The organism is Halomarina halobia (assembly GCF_029338575.1).
Taxonomy (GTDB): Archaea; Halobacteriota; Halobacteria; order Halobacteriales; family Haloarculaceae; genus Halomarina; species Halomarina halobia.
This window is the reverse complement of record NZ_CP119993.1, coordinates 758,482-776,610: the sequence shown is the minus strand read 5'-3', so window position 1 is coordinate 776,610 and position 18,129 is coordinate 758,482. Positions and strand designations below refer to the sequence as shown.

Annotated in this window: 12 protein-coding genes; 8 read left to right on the top strand and 4 right to left on the bottom strand. The window is 61.0% G+C overall.

The window, feature by feature from the left end:
* Positions 1 to 29 precede the first annotated feature (29 nt).
* From P1K31_RS19055 to P1K31_RS19045, 3 genes are all read left to right on the top strand, one after another.
* Positions 30 to 887, top strand: coding sequence for an ATP-binding cassette domain-containing protein (locus tag P1K31_RS19055; protein WP_276305949.1), 858 nt, complete (start codon positions 30 to 32; stop codon positions 885 to 887).
* 136 nt (positions 888 to 1,023) lie between these two features.
* Entirely contained in the window at positions 1,024 to 1,848 is an 825-nt protein-coding gene (locus P1K31_RS19050; protein ID WP_276305948.1) for a sugar phosphate isomerase/epimerase family protein, read from the top strand.
* Positions 1,849 to 2,021: 173 nt separating this feature from the next.
* Positions 2,022 to 3,107: a Gfo/Idh/MocA family protein gene (locus P1K31_RS19045; RefSeq protein WP_276305947.1), complete on the top strand. Its 1,086-nt coding sequence runs from the start codon at positions 2,022 to 2,024 to the stop codon at positions 3,105 to 3,107.
* Positions 3,108 to 3,288: 181 nt separating this feature from the next.
* On the opposite strand, the gene P1K31_RS19040 is transcribed toward P1K31_RS19045, so the two are convergent.
* Positions 3,289 to 4,359: a 2,3-butanediol dehydrogenase gene (locus P1K31_RS19040; RefSeq protein WP_276305946.1), complete on the bottom strand. Its 1,071-nt coding sequence runs from the start codon at positions 4,357 to 4,359 to the stop codon at positions 3,289 to 3,291.
* Between the two features lie 57 nt (positions 4,360 to 4,416).
* Here P1K31_RS19040 and P1K31_RS19035 point away from each other — a divergent pair, with 57 nt between their 5' ends.
* Positions 4,417 to 4,614, top strand: coding sequence for a hypothetical protein (locus tag P1K31_RS19035; RefSeq protein ID WP_276305945.1), 198 nt, complete (start codon positions 4,417 to 4,419; stop codon positions 4,612 to 4,614).
* A 480-nt stretch (positions 4,615 to 5,094) separates the two neighbouring features.
* On the opposite strand, the gene P1K31_RS19030 is transcribed toward P1K31_RS19035, so the two are convergent.
* A complete protein-coding gene (locus P1K31_RS19030) occupies positions 5,095 to 6,327 on the bottom strand; it encodes a mandelate racemase/muconate lactonizing enzyme family protein (protein ID WP_276305944.1) in 1,233 nt (410 codons plus the stop codon).
* Between the two features lie 160 nt (positions 6,328 to 6,487).
* Between P1K31_RS19030 and iolM the strand changes: the two genes are divergently transcribed.
* A complete protein-coding gene (gene iolM, locus P1K31_RS19025) occupies positions 6,488 to 7,642 on the top strand; it encodes a scyllo-inosose 3-dehydrogenase (protein ID WP_276305943.1) in 1,155 nt (384 codons plus the stop codon).
* 220 nt (positions 7,643 to 7,862) lie between these two features.
* A complete protein-coding gene (locus P1K31_RS19020; RefSeq protein WP_276305942.1) occupies positions 7,863 to 8,651 on the top strand; it encodes an HpcH/HpaI aldolase family protein in 789 nt (262 codons plus the stop codon).
* Positions 8,652 to 8,735: 84 nt separating this feature from the next.
* Here the strand turns inward: P1K31_RS19020 and P1K31_RS19015 are convergent, their stop codons facing one another.
* On the bottom strand, positions 8,736 to 10,229 hold the full coding sequence (locus P1K31_RS19015; protein ID WP_276305941.1) for a CoA-acylating methylmalonate-semialdehyde dehydrogenase: 1,494 nt from the start codon (positions 10,227 to 10,229) through the stop codon (positions 8,736 to 8,738).
* A gap of 875 nt (positions 10,230 to 11,104) precedes the next feature.
* Between P1K31_RS19015 and P1K31_RS19010 the strand changes: the two genes are divergently transcribed.
* Positions 11,105 to 11,911: an aldo/keto reductase gene (locus tag P1K31_RS19010; protein ID WP_276305940.1), complete on the top strand. Its 807-nt coding sequence runs from the start codon at positions 11,105 to 11,107 to the stop codon at positions 11,909 to 11,911.
* Positions 11,912 to 15,594: 3,683 nt separating this feature from the next.
* Positions 15,595 to 16,791: an AGE family epimerase/isomerase gene (locus P1K31_RS19005; RefSeq protein WP_276305939.1), complete on the top strand. Its 1,197-nt coding sequence runs from the start codon at positions 15,595 to 15,597 to the stop codon at positions 16,789 to 16,791.
* Positions 16,792 to 17,092: 301 nt separating this feature from the next.
* Here P1K31_RS19005 and P1K31_RS19000 read toward each other — a convergent pair whose 3' ends face one another.
* Positions 17,093 to 18,100, bottom strand: a complete 1,008-nt coding sequence (locus tag P1K31_RS19000) for a formylglycine-generating enzyme family protein (protein ID WP_276305938.1) — start codon at positions 18,098 to 18,100, stop codon at positions 17,093 to 17,095.
* Between the last annotated feature and the right edge of the window lie 29 nt (positions 18,101 to 18,129).

Sequence of the window (18,129 nt, the reverse complement as noted above, 5' to 3'; positions counted from 1 at the left end):
TTATTATGGTGGACAATAACACAGCACGCATGTCAAAAGCAGACGGACCAATCGCTAGCGGGAGCGGAGAAACGGCCGTGCAGTCCGATGTGTCGCCATCAGTGGACGCGGACGACGACGCGATCCTCGCCGTCGAAAACGTCTCGAAGCACTACGGCAGCATCGTCGCACTGGAGGACGTCAGCCTCTCGATAAAGGACAACGAAGTCCTCTCGATCGTCGGGGACAACGGCGCCGGGAAATCGACGTTCATCAAGCTCCTGTCTGGCGTCATTCCGGCGACTGCCGGCGAGTTCTACATGCGCGACGAGGAAACCGGGAAACTCGGGCAGATAGTACTCGACTCGCCGACGATGGCCAAACGCTCGGGGATCGAAACGGTGTTCCAGCACATGTCCCTCTCGATGCAACACGACGTCGCCGCGAACGTGTTTATGGGCCGTGAACCGCTAAAGGACGGTGTATCCGGGAAGGTGCTACGCCGCATCGATCGGGAGCAGATGGAACGGCGGTCCATCGAGGCGCTCGACGAGATCGGCTTCGAGATCGACCCGAGGGCGATCACCGGGGAACTCTCCGGGGGACAACAGCAGGCGATCGCAGTCGCCCGCGCGCTCATCACCGACCCGCGAGTGGTGATCCTCGACGAGCCGACCGCCGAAGTCTCCGTAGAGGGCTCGCAGAAGATCCTCGATCTCATCGAGGAACTCCAGGCCTCCGGGAAGACGGTCATCTTCATCACGCACAACCTGGAGGAGGTGTTCGAGGTCGCCGACCGCATCGCCGTTCTCCGGTCGGGGAGCCTCGTAACGGAACTGGAGAACGACGGGACCATCGATCGCGAGGAACTCGTCGGCCACATGACCGGCGCTATCCAGCAAGGATGACGAGCGCTGTTCTAGCGAGGCCTCGGCGTCCTTTCGGGCCACTGGTGGCAGTATCGGCTGATGTCGTTCGGCCGGACCAGGACCGTTCAGAAGTCTAATCCGAACCTATTTACTGACCTGCGCTATCAGTGAGCGTATGGGAGTCGGCTACACGACAATCATGTACGAATCGCTACTGGACGGCGTCGCGGAGATCAGCGCCAGCCAATACGACGGCGTCGAGACGAGTCTCAGCGAGATATCGGCCGTCGGCACCGACGCGTTCCGGGAGCAACTCGGCGACTACGACCTCGACCTCTACTGTGTGATGGGGTCGTGGCTCGAATCCGAGACCGTGGCCGACCGCATCGTGTCGGGCACGGAAACCGTCGCCGACCTCGGTACCCCCTACCTCGGCATCCTCCCACCCCACCGAGGGACGACCGACGACGAAGACCTGGAGCGGTGGCTCGGACAGATCTGTGACGCCGCCAGCGATGCTGGGATCACGCCCGTGCTCCACCATCACGGGGGCACTCGCATCGAGCGGCCGGACGAAATCGAGACGTGGCTCGATCGGACGCCGGACAACCTGGGTCTGCTATGGGACAGCGCACATCACTACCCGTACGGGGAGCACTACCCCGACGGGGACGTAACCGACGGCATCGAGCGCTTCGCCGACGATATCGAGTACGTCCACCTGAAAGACATCGCGCCCAGTGACGGCTTTGAGGACCACATCGAGGCGCTCTCGAACGGCCAGCGTCATCTCGATACGGTGTTCCTCTACTACGACTCCTTCACCGACCTCGGGGACGGCGTCATCGACTTTCATAGCCTCTACGAAGCACTGGAGGCCGCTGGATATGACAGCCATATCACTATCGAGATCGAGAACCGAACGGAGCACACACTCGTCCACGCCAAAGAGAACCTCGACTATTGGCGGGCAGTGACTGGTGACATGCAGTCCACCTGAAGCATCGACGTGAACTGTTGGAAGGTGATGAGTAGGCGGCGGGGAACTGCGGCGGTGAGTCAGCCGCGCGATAAAACTCTGTCAGCACCCTCTTTTCGCCAGTGTCCGTCTCGGACACGCCCAATCCGTCGAGGGAAAACTATAATTATGGTACTGTGTAACCAACGCACGCCATGCAAGTCGGACTAATAGGTGCCGGTAACATCGCACAGATAATGCACCTACCGTACCTAGTGGAGATTCCCGAAACCGAGGTCGCCGCCATCGCCGACCCCGGGACGAACGTTGTCGAGGAACTCGGCGACCGGTACGACATTCCCGGCCGATACACGAACAGTGACGACCTGATCGCCGAGGAGGCCGAGAGCCTCGACGGGGTCGTCATCGCCACGCCGATGCACACGCACGCAGAAACGGCCATCACCGCGCTTGAGGCCGACCTACACACCTTTGTCGAGAAGCCGGTCGCTGTGACCCCGGAAGACGCCGCGGACGTCGTCGCCGCTGCAGACGACACCGACGCCGTCTGTATGATCGGGTACATGAAGCGCTACGACCCCAGTTACAAGCGGTTCGCCGAGGAACTCGAGAACGCGGAGTCCATCGACCTCATCACGAACACGGTTATCCCGCCGGACGTGGGCAGTGTCATCGGGGAGGTGTACGACAATATCCCAGCGGACCTCGACGACGAGTTCCTCCAAGCCAGCGGAGAACAGCGCGCCGCGCAGCTACAGGCGGCCATCGGGACCGACGACGAGACGCTCACTCGCGCGTACGGGTATCATTTAGAAAGCATCTGTCACGACGTGAACGCGCTTCGGGGACTGTTCGGCGAGGTGACCGCCATCGACCACGTGGACGTGTTCAACGGCTGGCAGTATCTCACCGCCCAGCTCCGATACGAGGGCGACCGGCGGTGTACGCTCCAGTCGGGGGCGACCGAGCGTAAGTGGTACGACGAGCGCATCCGCGTCGACGCGCCCGAGGGGTCGTACGCCCTCGAGTTCTCGAACGCGTTCATCAAGAACACGCCCACAGAGATCAAGATCAAGCGCGGGGGCACGGAGGAAATCGAGGAGTCCCGTCAGACCCCTTCCCACGAGGAGAGCTTCAAGCTTGAACTGGAATATTTCGTCGAGTGCGCCGAGGGGCGCGAGGAGGTCCTGACCGGCCCTCGGGAGGCCAAGCGGGACGTGGAACTCATCGCCGACCTGATCCGGGCGCACGACGGTCGGGACCCCGTCGGCTCGTACTGACCGGTCAGCCGTCGTCATGGCGGGCTGGCGTGTGACGTTGTCCCACAGAGACCTCGTCGCTTACGCGGAGCCGTCCATCGTCACGTTACGATGTGCAACGTTTGTAGCACCGTCAGGGACGTCCCGACCCGGCCGGAGTAGAACACCGGGAGAGAAGTAGTGCGGTCTGCTCGGACTGGCGTCAGGGCGTGACGAGGACCTTTACCTGGTCGGTATCCGATGCAAGGAGGGCCTCGAAGCCCGATTCGACGATATCAGAGAGGGCGATGCGGTCCGTGACGTATGCATCGACGTCAATGTCCCCGTCGGCGAGTGACTGGATGACAGCGCCGAACTCGGTCCGGTTGGCCCGCGGCGGGAACCCATAGCAATACGTTCCTACGACGGTTCGCTCCGTCGTGACGATGTCGTCGAGATCCGTCGACACCGGTCCCCGGCTCATGCTCCCGACGGTCACCGTGCCGCCGCGGCGGGAGCTGTCGATCGCCGCGTTGAACGTCGCCTCTACGCCTGCGAACTCGAAGGCCACGTCGACTCCCCCATCGGTCGCGCTCGAAATCGCCCCGGGCGCGTCAGTTTCGAGTGGGTCGATAGTGACGTCGGCACCGAAGGACCCAGCGATACCGCGGCGGGTGTCGTTGGGTTCGGAGACGAAGACCCGCTTCGCGCCGGTCGCCGTCGCGGCCTGCACCACGGTCTGTCCGATGGGTCCGCACCCGAACACGGCGGCGGTGTCACCGGGCTGGAGACCCGACCGACGGACGGCGTGGAGGCCAACGGCGAACGGTTCGACGAGCGCGGCCGCCTCCGCCGGAACGCTGTCGGGTAACGGATGGACCTGTCCCGCAGGAACAACTGCGCTTTCGGCGAACCCGCCCTCGCCCAACTGGAAACCGACGGCGACGACATCCGGACAGACGTTGTACCGGCCGTCCTCACAGTAGCGACACTTGCCACACGGGATATTTGGATGGACGGCCACGCGGTCACCTTCGTCGACGCGCGTGACGGCCGACCCGACATCGGTGACGGTGCCGCCGAACTCGTGGCCCATGGGGACCGGCAGGCTAGCGCCGGTCACGGGGTGTGGTTTCTCGGGGGTGTGAAGCGGGCCTCGCTGGTACTCGATGAGGTCCGAGCCACAGATACCGCAGGCAGCGACGTCGATGCGAACATCCGTCTCGCCGACCGGCGACGGGTCTACCTCGTCGATGCGTATCTCTTCATTGTCGTGAAATCGTGCTGCTCTCATAGTCGTACTGTGAATCATCGTGGGTCATGCCGCCGTCCGTAACGTCGCACGTGTTCTGTGTCAGACGACCACTCGCTTGCCACGTCTATCACTCTCCTGTATGGCCTCGACGACACGCTTGACCCGGCAACCGTCGTCGAAGTCCGGGTGGTAGTGCGTGCCGTCCGCAACGGTACGGATGAATTCCTCGTTCTCGTGGACGAACGTGTGCTCCCAGCCGATGATGTAACCGTCGGGCCACCAGTCTCCATGTAAGGGTCGGCCGGTTCCGTGACCAACAGCTGCTGGAAACCGCGTCGTCGGGCCCTTTTACCTGTAACTCGTTGAGCCGGGGCAGGGAGAACGTCACTGTCCCCTTGGAGCCATAACCCGTAACTCTCGACAGCGTTGTCCGCCTTCCGCCCGGTCGCGATCTGTGACTCCTCCAGAACGCCCCTACATCGCTCTCAAACTCAACCAGCACCGAGTGTTCGTCGTCCGTAGTCACCTCTCGGACCCCGCTCCCGGTCGGGACGGATCGTTGGGTGACCCACGCCGACAGACTGCCGCTCAACCGCACGAGTCGTGAAATCGACGGTACGGTACTGTCAGCGACGCCTCGCTGTGGCGGTCCTGTCCGGGTGTGTTTCATACTGTCTGTGTCGGCAACGACGTTCGGCGATCATGTGCGGTCAGTATCCAGTCATCCACCGAAGCGTTCGGCAGTCACGAACGGGCGGTGACTGGAGTAGCTCACTACTCCTTTCGGTGTGCTTCGACGGCGTCCCAGTCGAGTTCGATACCGAGACCCGGGGAGTCGGGAATCTCGATACGGCCGTCCTGAATGAGTGGTACCTCCTGCACAAGGAGGTCCTCCCACCATGGGACTTCGCGGGCGTGGTACTCCAGCCCGTAGAAGTTCGGCACCGTCGCGCCGACGTGGGCGGTGGCAACGGTCGCGACTGGGCTACCGATGTTGTGCGGGACGAGCGTCTGGTAGTACGTCTCGGCCATGTCGGCGATCTTCTTCGTCTCGGCGATGCCGCCGACCTTCGGGACGTCCGGCGCGAGGAACGAGACGCCCTGTCCCTCAATGAGGTCGCGAAAGCCGTGGCGGCCGTAGCAGTTCTCCCCGGTGAGGATGGGGACGTCCACGCGGTTCGCGAGTGCCGTCATCGCATCCGCGTTCTCCGGCGGCAACGGATCCTCGACCCACGCGAGGCCGTACCCCTCGATAGCCCGACAGAGGCGGGTCGCCGTCTCCGGACTGAAGTTCCAGTGGAGGTCCACCGCCACCTCCGCGTCGTCGCCGATCTCCTCGGTGACCGCCGCGACGATGTCACGCTTGTGCTCGATTTCCGGACCGTCGAAGTGCCGCGACTTGCGGTTCTGGGACCGACCGGAGGGGACGTCGAGGTCGAACTTGACCACGTCGAACCCGTCGTCGACGGCGGCGCGGGCGGCCTGTGCGTACGCCTCGGGCTGGTAGGTCTCCTGCTCCTGGCCCTCCTGTGCGGAGGAGACCATCGCCTCCCCGGCGTGGCAGTCGGCGTACACCAGCACCGACTCGCGCATCTTCCCACCGAGCAGTTGGTAGACCGGCTGGTCGAGTAGTTTCCCGGTCAGATCCCAGAGGGCGATCTCGACGCCGCTGATCGCGATGGTCCCGACCCCCTGCTGGGAGCCGCGCCCCGAGAGGCTCGCACGCATGAGGTTGTACAGGCGCTCGACGTCCGTCGGGTTCTCGCCTTCGAGGACTGGTTGCAGGTAGTCGGTGATGATCTCGTGGACGCCCGGCGAGGGATAACACTCGCCGACCCCCACAGTCCCGTCTTCCGTTTCGACAGTGACGATGGTCCAGGGGAAGTTCCCGTCGACGACGACGGTCGAGAGATCAGCGATCGATACGGTCGGACCGTCACGGGCGGGCGTTTCGTCGAAATCGGCCCACATCGTGACGGCGAGGTCGGAAGCGAAGTCTTCGTACATTGGTGTTCCCTCCGTGGTTCGACGGTGAGTAGTTACGAGGAACACGATTTATACGTTGGGGTGAACGGGCCGCGTCGACTCCTATCGGCGGTTCCTTACTATTCCTGTATCCCTCCCACATCTTTATACACAATCGAACTAAAGGAGCTAGCGAACCACCATGAAGGCGCTAGTGGTCGATGCGGAATGGAACCCGCATCCCGACTATGACCTCACGAAGAGCGAACAGGAAACCAGAAAGGCACACAACAGTTCGAAGGTCTGGCAACACCCGGAGCTAAACGTTGAGGATACGGAGCGGCCCGAACCGGCAGCTAACGAGGTCCTCGTGAGAGTCGAGTACGCCGGCGTTTGCGGGAGCGATTGCTCGATGATCGGAACGGACGACGAAGGATACATGCACTACTCGGCGTACACCCAGTTCCCGAATATCACCGGCCACGAGTTCTCGGGGACCGTCGCCGAGACGGGGGACGACGCAGACCTATTCGAGGTGGGCGAACCGGTCACGTCGGAGGTCGTTGAGTACTGTGGTCGCTGCCAGCAGTGCCGGCGTGGGTTCCACGGTCATTGCGAGAACTTCGAACAGGTGGGGTTCACGATTCCGGGCGCGTTCGCCGAATACCTCGTTGTTCCGGAGAAGATACTGTGGAGCGTCGAACCGCTGGCCGACGCGTACGACGACGAGGATGACCTCCTGCGAGCGGCTGCGACGATAGAACCGAGCACCATCACCTACCACGGGATGTTCGGACGGGCCGACGGGATCTGGCCCGGGGACCACCACGTCTACCACGGAACCGGCCCCATCGGGCTCACCGGAATGAACGTCTCGCGCGCTGCGGGTGCCGGGAAGGTCATCGGGTTCGAGCCGTCGGCCGAACGTCGAGAGATCGCCCGGAGTATCGGGTTCGAACACGTGTACGACCCCTTCGAGGTCGATCCCGTCGAGAAGATCGACGAACTCACCCACGGTCGGGGTGCAGACGTACACCTCGAGACGGCAGGCGCGGTGCGACAGACGTATCCAGTCATCGAGAAGACGCTCGCTGAAGAGGCCAACGTCGTCCACATCAGCAACGCGAGCAGCGCTCCTGAACTCGACACTCGAAAGTACCAGGGGGCCAGCGCACAGATGTACGGCTCCGAGGGACACACTGGCCGGGAGATTTACCCGCGCGTAATTCGGCTGATGAGCGCCGGTCGGCTGGATAACCTCCCGCTCGTCACGTCGACGTTTCCGCTCTCGCAGGCGGATAAGGCAGTGGAGAAGGCTGCGGAGCGGGTCGACGGGAAGGTCCTTATCGACGTGTAGCGTCCGAATCCGACATCGGTTTGTAGGTGTGTCGGTCCTCGGAAGGGGAAGTACACTAGTCGGAATAGGGAGAACCGGAGGATGCTTACTTCGACCCGTGTTTTTATTGCGGGTGAGTGAATATCGCTCACACAAGCCAACGTGACTGGTAACCGCTCGGACAGAGCACCGCCACTGGAATCCAGTGGTGAGCCCGGGCAAGCGAACGACCACATCAACCATGAACACGAACCTGAAAACCGCACTCGAAAAAGAAACGTATCCGATGGGGACGTGGCTGTCAGTCGGTCACCCGGCTATCGCCGAGGTCAGTGCCTCGTCCGCCGTCGACTTCGTCCTCATCGACACCGAGCACACGACCATCTCCCTCGAAACCGTCGAGAACATGGCGCGGGCCGTCGAAGCGATCGACAGCCCCACAGACACCGTCGTCCGCATCCCGTGGAACGACCCAGTCCGCCTGAAACGCGTGCTCGACATCGGTATCGATGGCGTGATGGTTCCGATGATCGATACCGCCGAGGAGGCGCGAAACCTCGTCGAGGCGATGCGCTACCCGCCAGAGGGCACTCGGGGCATCGCCTCCGGGCGCGCCGCCGAGTACGGTGACAGCTTTACCGAGTACGTCGAGAACGCCAACGGCTCGTTCACTACTATCGCACAGATCGAGAGCAAAGCCGGGTTGGAGAACGCCGAGGAGATCGCCGCCGTCGGGGGCATCGACGCGTTGTTCGTCGGCCCCGCCGACATGTCCGGCGCGCTCGGCGTCTTCGGTCAGGAGAACCCACAGGAACTCGCCGACGCGATGGACCGGGTCATCCAGGCCGCCCGAAACGCTAGAATCGCCGTCGGGACGCTGACGGTCAACACCGACGACGTCACGGACCGCATCCAGCGGGGGTTCGACTTCCTCATCGTCGGCAAGGATACGGCGACGCTCTCGACTGCGAACCGTGAGGCCCGCGAGATCTACGACCAGGCAGTAGCGACACAGCACAAGACGCAATAGAACCGGCAGTAGCAGCGACCGTATTTTCCTGTCAGTCCTATAGCGGTGAGCTATGCGAGAGCCGAGAGAGGAGGCTCGTCCGTGTTAGCTGAACCAGCGTTCGATCTCGATGGTCTTCTCCGTATAGAAGTCGATCGCGTCCTCGCCCTGGGCGTGCAGATCACCGAAGAACGAGGCTTTCCGACCCCCGAAGTGGAAAAAGCCCATCGGCGCACAGACGCCGACGTTCACGCCGATGTTGCCCGCATCGACCTCGTAGCGGTACTGACGGGCCTCGCCCCCTCGCTCGGTGTAGATCGTTGAGGCGTTGCCGTAGTCGGTCGCGTTGACCATCTCGATGGCACCCTCAAGGTCGTCCGTCGAGGCGAGACAGAGTACCGGACCGAAGATCTCCTCCTGGGCGATGGCCATCTCGCTGGTAACGCCCTCGAGGAGGACCGGCCCCATAAAGTTCCCCTCGGGGTACTCGGGATGTTCGAAGTCGCGTTCGTCGAGGACGAGTTCGGCGCCCTCTGCGACGGCCTCGTCGACCATCTCGTCGATCCGGTCGCGCGACTCGGGCGTGATGACCGGGCCGATGTCGGTCTCCTCGTCGAGGCCGACGCCGACGGTCAGGTCCTCCGCACCCTCGACGAGGCGTTCGCGTAGGTCATCGTAGACGTCGCCGACGCCGACGACCACGTCGTTGGCCAGACAGCGCTGGCCGGCGTTCCCGTAGACCGATCCGAGGACGTTCGGCACCGCACGGTCGAGGACGGCGCTCTCGGTCACGACGGCGTAGTTCTTCGCGCCGCCCTGGGCCTGAACGCGTTTGCCGGACGTAGCAGCCGTCTCGTAGACGTGGCGCGCGACGCTCGAACTCCCGACGAACGAAATTCCCTCGATGTCCTCGTGTTCGAGCAGTGCGGTCACCGTCTCCTTGCCGCCGTTGACGAGGTTGACGACCCCGTCGGGGAAGTCGACGGCGTCGACGGCCTCGAAGATGAGCTGCGAACTCAGCGGGACGCGCTCGCTCGGCTTCAGGATGAAGGTGTTGCCCGTCGCGACGGCATACGGGAGGAACCACAGGGGGATCATCGCCGGGAAGTTGAACGGAACGACGGCCGCGAACACGCCCAGCGGTTGGCGAACGGCCGATTCGTCCATGCCGCTGGCGACGTCCTCGACGATTCCGCTGCCCTCCCGGAGCATGTTCGGGATGCCCGCCGCGACTTCCACGTTCTCGATACCCCGGCGGACTTCACCGCGCGCTTCACCGACGGTCTTGCCGTGTTCGCGACTCAGCGCCTCGGCGATGTCGTCGGCGCGCGCTTCGAGTTCCCCCTTCAGGTCGAAGAGGTACTGCGAGCGCTCGACTGGCGGGGTGCGCCGCCACTCCTCGAAGGCCTCGTGTGCGGTGCCGACCGCGGCATCGACGTCGTCCGCGGACGTGTAGGTGATCTCCGCGAGGTCCTCGACGGTCGCCGGGTCGACGACGGGGTGGGTCTCGCCGTCTATCGTCGTCCAGCCACCGCCAACGTAGTTCCGAACCGTATCAGGGGTAGTAGTCGCTACTACCTCCTCGTGCTGACTCGTCATACAGTTTATTTCTCTGGACGGCTGAATATATGTGTTACGGCGCACCGAGGTTCTGCCTCATCGGTCGGAACATCCAGGAGATCCGTCACGGACGATCCTGATGACTCCCCGTCCCGTCCGCCCCGGAGGATGCCGAGTCGGTCTGTGGGGTGTTCGCGACACACGAACGCGTCGATCACATTCACGAGCCGTCACAGGAGGCCACTGGTGGCCGGAACCCACACAAACCTGTACGGCCCGCCTGTGGGCATCAAGGTGGCACGCATTAGGGAGGTGTAGCCAACCGATTACGACATCGAGGAGGGACAGTTCGAGTCGGTCGAGGAGGGGTGGACGGTCGACATCGGTAAGTTCGCCGTCCGTGCCGAACCGGCGTACGACCCAGACGCCGAGCACCCGGCGTCGTACGTATTCGAGGACGACGTGGGGGCGTTCTTCTACGGCGGCGACTCGAAGCCCCCTTGGAGATCACCGGGATCGGCGAGCGATACGACATCGATCTCGCGGGCCTCGCGTACGGCACGGTCGGGGGAACGCCCGTCCACGAGACGGGCGAACAGAAGCTCACCAAGTAGTACAACGACGAGAACGAGTTCGTCAAGATCGCGGCGGCCTCCGGACCGATCGACTTCTCTCGAACCACTGGGATATGTGGAAACGACTCACTGGGGACCCAACGACGCTCTACCACCACACCCAGAGCTTCGAGCACCTACGACGGCTCGAATTACTCGAAGTCGACGACTGAACGGTGCTGTGAGCAGGATCCGACCATCAGATCAGAGATAGGAGCGATTCACGGCAGAGCAGTGACCGCTAACGGACGACAGTGGCGGACCAATAGCTATTTTTTCGGCCCCCACGAACTCGTACGCGTGTTCGAAAACGACAACTACAGGCTTGGTTTCGGGACGTACAGCCTCACAGGTGAAGACGGAACGGCGACCATCGAGACAGCTATCGAGGCGGGGTTCCGGCACGTAGACACCGCTCGGCTCTACGAGAACGAGTCGGAAGTCGGTGACGCTCTCGATCAGGCGTCCGTGGACCGCGAAGACCTCTTCGTCGCGACGAAGGTCGCTCACTTCGAGGAACCGGAGAAGACGCCCGAGTACGTCAGGAGCGCTGTCGAGGAAAGCCTGGACCGACTCGGCGTGGACACCATCGACCTGCTATACCACCACTGGCCGCGTGGCCGCGACGACATCGACACCGTACTCCCGGTCCTCGAGGGGTTCGTCGAGGACGGTAGAGTCGAGCGACTCGGCGTGAGCAACTACACCATCGAGGACGTCGACCACGCGTGTGATCTCATTGACATCCCCTTGTACGCGAACCAGGTAGAGATTCACCCGCTGCTCCAGCAGGAGGAGCTTCGGTCCCACCTCCGCGACAACGATATGTACGCTGTCGCCTATTCGCCGCTCGCACAGGGAAAGGTCTTCGATGTCCCCGAACTTCAGGACGTCGCGGAGAAACATGAGACGGCCCCTGCGGCGGTCAGCCTCGCCTGGCTCCTCGCTCAGGACGGCGTGGCCGCTATCCCGCGGACCAGTAGCGAGGAGCACATTCGGGTCAACCTCGCCGCGCGGGATCTCGAACTCGACGAAGAGGACATGGAGACGATAGCGTCTATTGAATGGACGGTTCGGTGTGAAGATCCTAACTGGATGGAGTGGTAAACTGAAGGATGCGTTCGTGACTCACGAACGGAGTTCGTGGCTTGTGGCTCTACCCCTGGAACGCGGATACGGGGCCGAGACAGGCGACGAAGCGCCCTAAATCAGTGAATCTGAATACGCCCACGATACTCACCGCGCCGTCGAAGACTGCCATAACAAGGCTATATTTGTTATTCAGAGTGCGATGGAACGATAGCCAACGGAACGATTTCCCATGACTGGGCAGTATGGCCCGTCGTCTCGAATTGGCGATAGCGAAGGAGGTGTTCGTAGGTCACGAACAAATTCCCTACCGTCGCGATCGAGGTTTTACTTAGCACCGACAGCTTTCGACTGCCGAGAGTGAGCGGACCACCAAGACCGGCCGGGGGATCTTCGTCGCGTCATCAGTGACCGATCGGACCGAGCCGATGCTCGCAAAGTGCGATGCTGACCGTCTTTAGTTGTTACTCCCTAAACTATCGTTTAGCCGACTTTCTCATCTAATGCCCTGCTGGTCAGATGTTCCGAATGCGGGGGTATCCTGCGTGAATCGGAGGACAGTCGACCGGTTGAGTATGTTCTAGCCACTGTACGAGCAGTAGGTTCAGAAGTTGAGAGTAGTGTTCTCAATGCATGCGATCACGGTGTGGGCTAACCGCTCGAGCGATTCGTGCCTGACGGTGAAATCGATCTGACGAGCAGTCGATCTGCTCGCCCAGGTCGGACTGACCGGAGAGTACGAGCACTCACCGATTGTGACGGCGGACAATACACTCACACGACTCAAGAAGGAGACCAATATCGGATGACCAATCTCTTAGACCGAGAGAAAGCCAGTTCTGAGTGGTAATGCTGTGAGCGGCTCGAGGAAATCGTCGGACCAGTTGAAAATTCGACAAGAGATTGAGTCTGGGAGTCGATTTGCAGCAGCCCTAGCTCAGAAATTCGTCCGATAGCACGCATTTCAGGTCCGATAAACCCGTTGTAGCCTCAACTTTGATCGGGCAGAAGTTCCGAATACGGAGGTGTTATGCATGGACCAGGGGCAGTCGGCCGGGTGAGTACGTGCTAGCCAATGCAGGAGCAGGTTACTATCAACCGCGACGTACCCGAGATATGCTCCCACAGAAACAGCGTCCACGGCCACACTCGCCTCCGCAGCCGACCTCGACACACAAGTACGGGAGCACTTTAACGCTGAAGCACTCCTGTTCGCCGCCCTCACCGACACAGACATTCCAAAGACAGCAGCCGACGACCAGTATCCCGCGTGGCACATCGGTGTATATCCCTTCGACGTGATCGTGAACGCTCTGTTCGTTCAAATAGCTGCGTAGGTTCAGCTACGCGCGGCTCCACCGGACACTCACCGCACAGCCTAGTCACGCAACTGTAGTCGGCTTCGATTGCGACCAGATTCCATATCGATCGGTGCTCGCGCGCGCTTAGCGGTATCGCCTCACCGACGAGGTTCGAACCCTTCTCACCGAGAGTGCAGAGCAGATCATCGCTGAGACGCATCCGCAGACACTGCAATAGCCGTCTCTCGCCGATGCCAAGCCATGAGCGTCTGCCGCTCCTGATCAACCGGTCGGAAACGGGTCCGCGGCGGAGAGCGATCTGATCACGACGCAGCAACTCACGGCTGTGACGACACAGCTCCGCCGACACGTCACTGCACAATAGGACGTTGGTGAGCACGCGTACGCAGGGCTAGGAATGAAATCGAGGACAAGCACGCGTGGGTGTATCGGGTTGTCACGCGAACGGCCGTGAGTGAGACGGTCGCATTCACCACTGCGATGGTGCCTGTCGAAAAGGGATAACCCAGGGCGACATCGTTTGCACTCTCGTTTCGACTGCTCAGGGGTACCTCCGGATTCGAACAGTACCGGTCGCCAGTGAATTCTCCCGAATCGGCGTGATTCACACGGTAGACGAGCTTGGCGGCGAGGATCTGATCGAACAGCCGCACAAGCGCCGTGAGGAACGGTTAAGCAGCTGATAGAACGGCGAGGTTGCGACAAAGCGGGACATAGAACATACAATCAGGAAGAGACAGGTCACGTCGGTTATGAGCAGTAGATTATATCAAAAGTAATTGCTCAGATAAAGAACCACTACAGTAAACAACGAGCGTGCCTGGTACCGAGGTGAGGATATTATACGGATATCGAAATTCACCCAATATATGTGTCATTAATTGTTATATACTCCATATAAATACTAATAGTGATTATATTATCTCAATAAATCCATAGAACTCGATGTACATTCTACTACGTCTCGTAACTACCTCATCCTACTCGGTACGCACGGTGAAGATCATCTCTGCAGGTAGCGAGAGACCACATACCGGGTGAACGAACTAGCAGTAGCCTTCGCGCTAGCCAGACAATGTCCGGCCTAGTAACAATTGAGTAGTATAAACGCGCAGAAACAGTCGTTTAGACACCGGGATTCTGAGAGCCGCACTCATCGCGATGCCCAAAACGAGTTCTAGCCCTCGCAGATCACGGTTGTCCGTCTAGCACTGCCGCGTCAATATCTCTCTCGACTGGAACAGCACACCGTCTTCAAAATCTGAGTAATTAGTATTACCGCTAGCGCTGCTGCCGTCATAAACGTGAGTGGGGTGATGAGAGTACCATCGCGTGTTGCGAATGGCGCGATTGTAAGTCGCTCTCAGAATACCGTCAAAGTAACTCTGTCGACGTACGACCCTTGATGTGCATCACAGTCTTTCATCAATCCGTCTCAAACCCGATCTTGAAGCATCCCGACACACGTTTCTATGGCTGGTATCGCCCTTGACTTGGCTGCCGGTCCACAGCGGAGAATGAACAGCACCACGACCTGACCGCCCTCGGCGAAGCGCTTGCTACGCTCGCCCATCACGACGACCTGTGGGGCTCGTGTCTCTGTACAACATCCAGCGGCACTCGATCGTCGGCCTCTCTGTTGTACCCCCTATCGGGCGTGCCGGTCTAACCAGCAGCGATCACTGGCCTCCGACAGCGGTACCGACGCTGTGAAGAGCCAGTTCGAGTAGGTCGATACTGGCGCCGGTCGGAGGCAGTAAGCTCCGAGGAGGGCTGCTCGCATAGTGAATGTGGGCGCGAGCGACATGGCCTGCCATCAAAAGGAACGGTGTCGCATGAGCCAAATGAGCAGGTAACATTCGTCGTTGTAACCACCCATAAATGATCGACCGATAAAAGGAGATCATGCCGAGATACTCGGCATTCCTCGCCCTTGGACTCACAGAGGGCCTTCTCAGCGGCCTGCTCACGTGATTTATCGTCGAGGCCTTCCTCCCCATTTCTTCAGTGGCTGCAATAAGCCTCGGGCTGACTACGTCTCTCCTGTTCTCGGTTAACCGTTTTCCACTATGAGCTGAGCCGAAGCGTCTGCGATCCCACGTGTCGGTGAGGGGTTCCCGCGAATATCCTCACCGATAACCCCATTTCACTGGGCAGCCTGCGTCTTGGATATACCCGAAACGAGAGTGACAAGGAACGCACACAGAAGTTGCTCCCCGTCCATGATTAGTGATACTGATTTCCCATTCAATGGTGCCGACCGTGCTATGTCAGTCAGTATCGCAGTTGCTCGGTCTCAGAGTTCACTCGGTGAGTCCGCCGTGTCCCTTTGTGAACTAACCGGGTGAATTTAGGTCGGTCCGACGAATCGGTCAACCGATGTCACAGCACACCCACCGTGATCCATCCCGTCTCAGGGATCGACTCGTTCGGGTTCTAAACCACTATTACCCGGACTGCATCGACACCCGATTCGGTGGCTACGTCGCGCAACTTGACGAGCGGGACGGACACGTCTACGACGGCCTGACCAAGCATCTCGTCGCGACGTGCCGGGCGATTCATAACTTCAGTGTCGGTATTAAACGCGATGGGCCGACCTACTGTCGAGCGACCGCCGAACACGGTCTGCACTTTCTTCGCCACGTCCACTGGGACGAGACTCATGAAGGATACAACTGGATCCTCGCCGGTCGCGAACCGCGCGAGCGGACGCGCTACTGTTACGGCCACGCCTTTGCCGTCCTTGCGGCGGCAACGGCCGTTGATGTCGGCCTCCCGTCTGCTCGCAAAGAGTTGGAGCGTGCAACGTCCGTCCTCGACGATCGATTCTACGAACCTGCCCACGGCCTTTACGCCGATGTGGCCGACCCGGAATGGGAGGAACTGGGCGCCTACCGTGGACAGAACGCGAACATGCACGCCTGCGAGGCGATGCTCGCCGCGTACGAGGCAACTGGGGAGAAACAGTACCTCAACCGCGCAGCCGAGATCGCCGACGCTCTCGTTTGTGAGAACACGGATAACGGTTGTCTCTGGGAGCACTTCGATGAAACCTGGACGCCGGATTACGAGTACAATTGGAAGGACCCAGACCATCAGTTCCGTCCCTGGGGCTACCAGCCGGGACACCACGTCGAGTGGACGAAGCTCCTGTTACACCTTCACGACCACCGGCCACAGGACTGGCTCGTCGAGACGGCAACCGACCTCTTCGAAACGGCGGTCGAAACCGGCTGGGACGACGAGTACGGCGGTTTCTACTACACGGTCGACCGGGAAGACGAGCCAGTGAGCTCCGATAAATACGGCTGGGCCGTTGCCGAGGGGATCGGTGCGGCAGCGCGTTTAGCCGTCCACGATCGGTCGTATCTCGACTGGTATGACCGGCTGTGGACCTATGCCGACCGCGTCCTCGTCAATCCACGGAACGGGAATTGGTACGAATCAGTCTCTCGAGAGGGCGAACTCCCCGACCAGACCCACGACGTCGCCGTCGAACCCGGATACCACCCGATCTCGAACATTTGCACCGCGATCGACGTGTTTGAGGCGAATCCAGGGCTGCTTGAGTAGCTCCCAACGGGTGAGACGTCACCGAGTCGGTCTCCGACACTGCACGACAAGCCGTTGCCCGCCGCTCGCCGGGAAATGCCGCCTCCGGACCGTTCCTAGATCCGTTATAAAAGAGATTCGATCGGTAGACAACGGTTCCCTTCACTAGAACGTCGCTCCGGGTATGGCGGGCGACGAGCCATCCTGCTGAGGCCCACCCCGGGACACGACAGCCGGAAAAGTTCCCATCGGGAGGACACGCACTCCTCGCGGCCCAAGATAGTTACTTAATTGATACTATTGAAATATATCCATTCAATACTCACTCGGGTGCGGCGTCGACGACACAGCGAAAGCCAATGTTGCTGGTCGAACTGTCGGGCGTGTTCTTCGACCGGGCGGCGACGCGGTAGCGGTTACACCACGAACGGTGACACAGATGTGACCCGCCTCGCATCACCCGCTGGTCACCCTCGGGCGGCCCCGTCGGGTTTACGAGGTCGTAGGCGTCGGTCGTGTGGTACTCGGCGTCGAACCAGTCCGCGCACCACTCCCAGACATTGCCCGCGACGTTGTACAGGTCGTAATCGTTCGGCTTGTACTCGTTGACCGGTGCGGTGGCGAGGTAGCCGTCCTCACCCGTGTTGTTTTCGGGAAACTCTCCTTGCCAAATATTACAGCGATGCTCACCGTCGAGGGTCAGCTGATCACCCCAGGGGTAACGCTTGCCCTTGAGGCCACCGCGTGCGGCGTACTCCCACTCGGCCTCGGTCGGCAGGCGTTTCCCGGCCCACTCGGTGTACGCCCGGGCGTCGTTCCAGGAGACATGCGTGACGGGGTGGGTGAGCAAGTCCTCTTCTACGACGTCCGAACTCGGACCGTATGTACGGAACCACGACGCACCCGAGACGGCGAGCCACCACGGCGCCTCTGAGACGGTCTGCAGCACCTGTTCGCGGTCGGCGTCGTTCACGAAGTCCTGGAAGACGAACGACCACCCGTACTGCTCTGCGTCGGTGGTGTACCCCGTTTCGCGGATGAACTCGAGAAACTCGGCGTTCGTCACCGCGTACTTATCGACGAAGAACGGGTCGACAGTGACCTCCCGGGCCGGCCCCTCGCCATCCTGCGGGAAACCCACGTTGTCGTCTGTCCCCATGGTGAACGTTCCCCCGTCGAGGTGGACCATCCGATCCGTCGAAGCGTCGGCGGAGTAGTCGCTGGTCTGGGCGTCATCCGATGCATCGCCGAGGGGCGCCGTCTCGCCGCGGCTCGGAGCAGCGTCGGACTCGCGAGAGGCCCCACAGCACGCCGGTTCCTCGTCGGTCATGGAGATGACTCGCCGGCGCACACAATAAA

Excerpts from the sequence above, each read along its gene's own strand:
- P1K31_RS19055 (WP_276305949.1), top strand. The coding sequence starts at position 30 with ATGTCAAAAGCAGACGGACCAATCGCTAGCGGGAGCGGAGAAACGGCC.
- P1K31_RS19050 (WP_276305948.1), top strand. The coding sequence starts at position 1,024 with ATGGGAGTCGGCTACACGACAATCATGTACGAATCGCTACTGGACGGC.
- P1K31_RS19045 (WP_276305947.1), top strand. The coding sequence starts at position 2,022 with ATGCAAGTCGGACTAATAGGTGCCGGTAACATCGCACAGATAATGCAC.
- P1K31_RS19040 (WP_276305946.1), bottom strand. The coding sequence starts at position 4,359 with ATGAGAGCAGCACGATTTCACGACAATGAAGAGATACGCATCGACGAG.
- P1K31_RS19030 (WP_276305944.1), bottom strand. The coding sequence starts at position 6,327 with ATGTACGAAGACTTCGCTTCCGACCTCGCCGTCACGATGTGGGCCGAT.
- iolM (WP_276305943.1), top strand. The coding sequence starts at position 6,488 with ATGAAGGCGCTAGTGGTCGATGCGGAATGGAACCCGCATCCCGACTAT.
- P1K31_RS19020 (WP_276305942.1), top strand. The coding sequence starts at position 7,863 with ATGAACACGAACCTGAAAACCGCACTCGAAAAAGAAACGTATCCGATG.
- P1K31_RS19015 (WP_276305941.1), bottom strand. The coding sequence starts at position 10,229 with ATGACGAGTCAGCACGAGGAGGTAGTAGCGACTACTACCCCTGATACG.
- P1K31_RS19005 (WP_276305939.1), top strand. The coding sequence starts at position 15,595 with ATGTCACAGCACACCCACCGTGATCCATCCCGTCTCAGGGATCGACTC.
- P1K31_RS19000 (WP_276305938.1), bottom strand. The coding sequence starts at position 18,100 with ATGACCGACGAGGAACCGGCGTGCTGTGGGGCCTCTCGCGAGTCCGAC.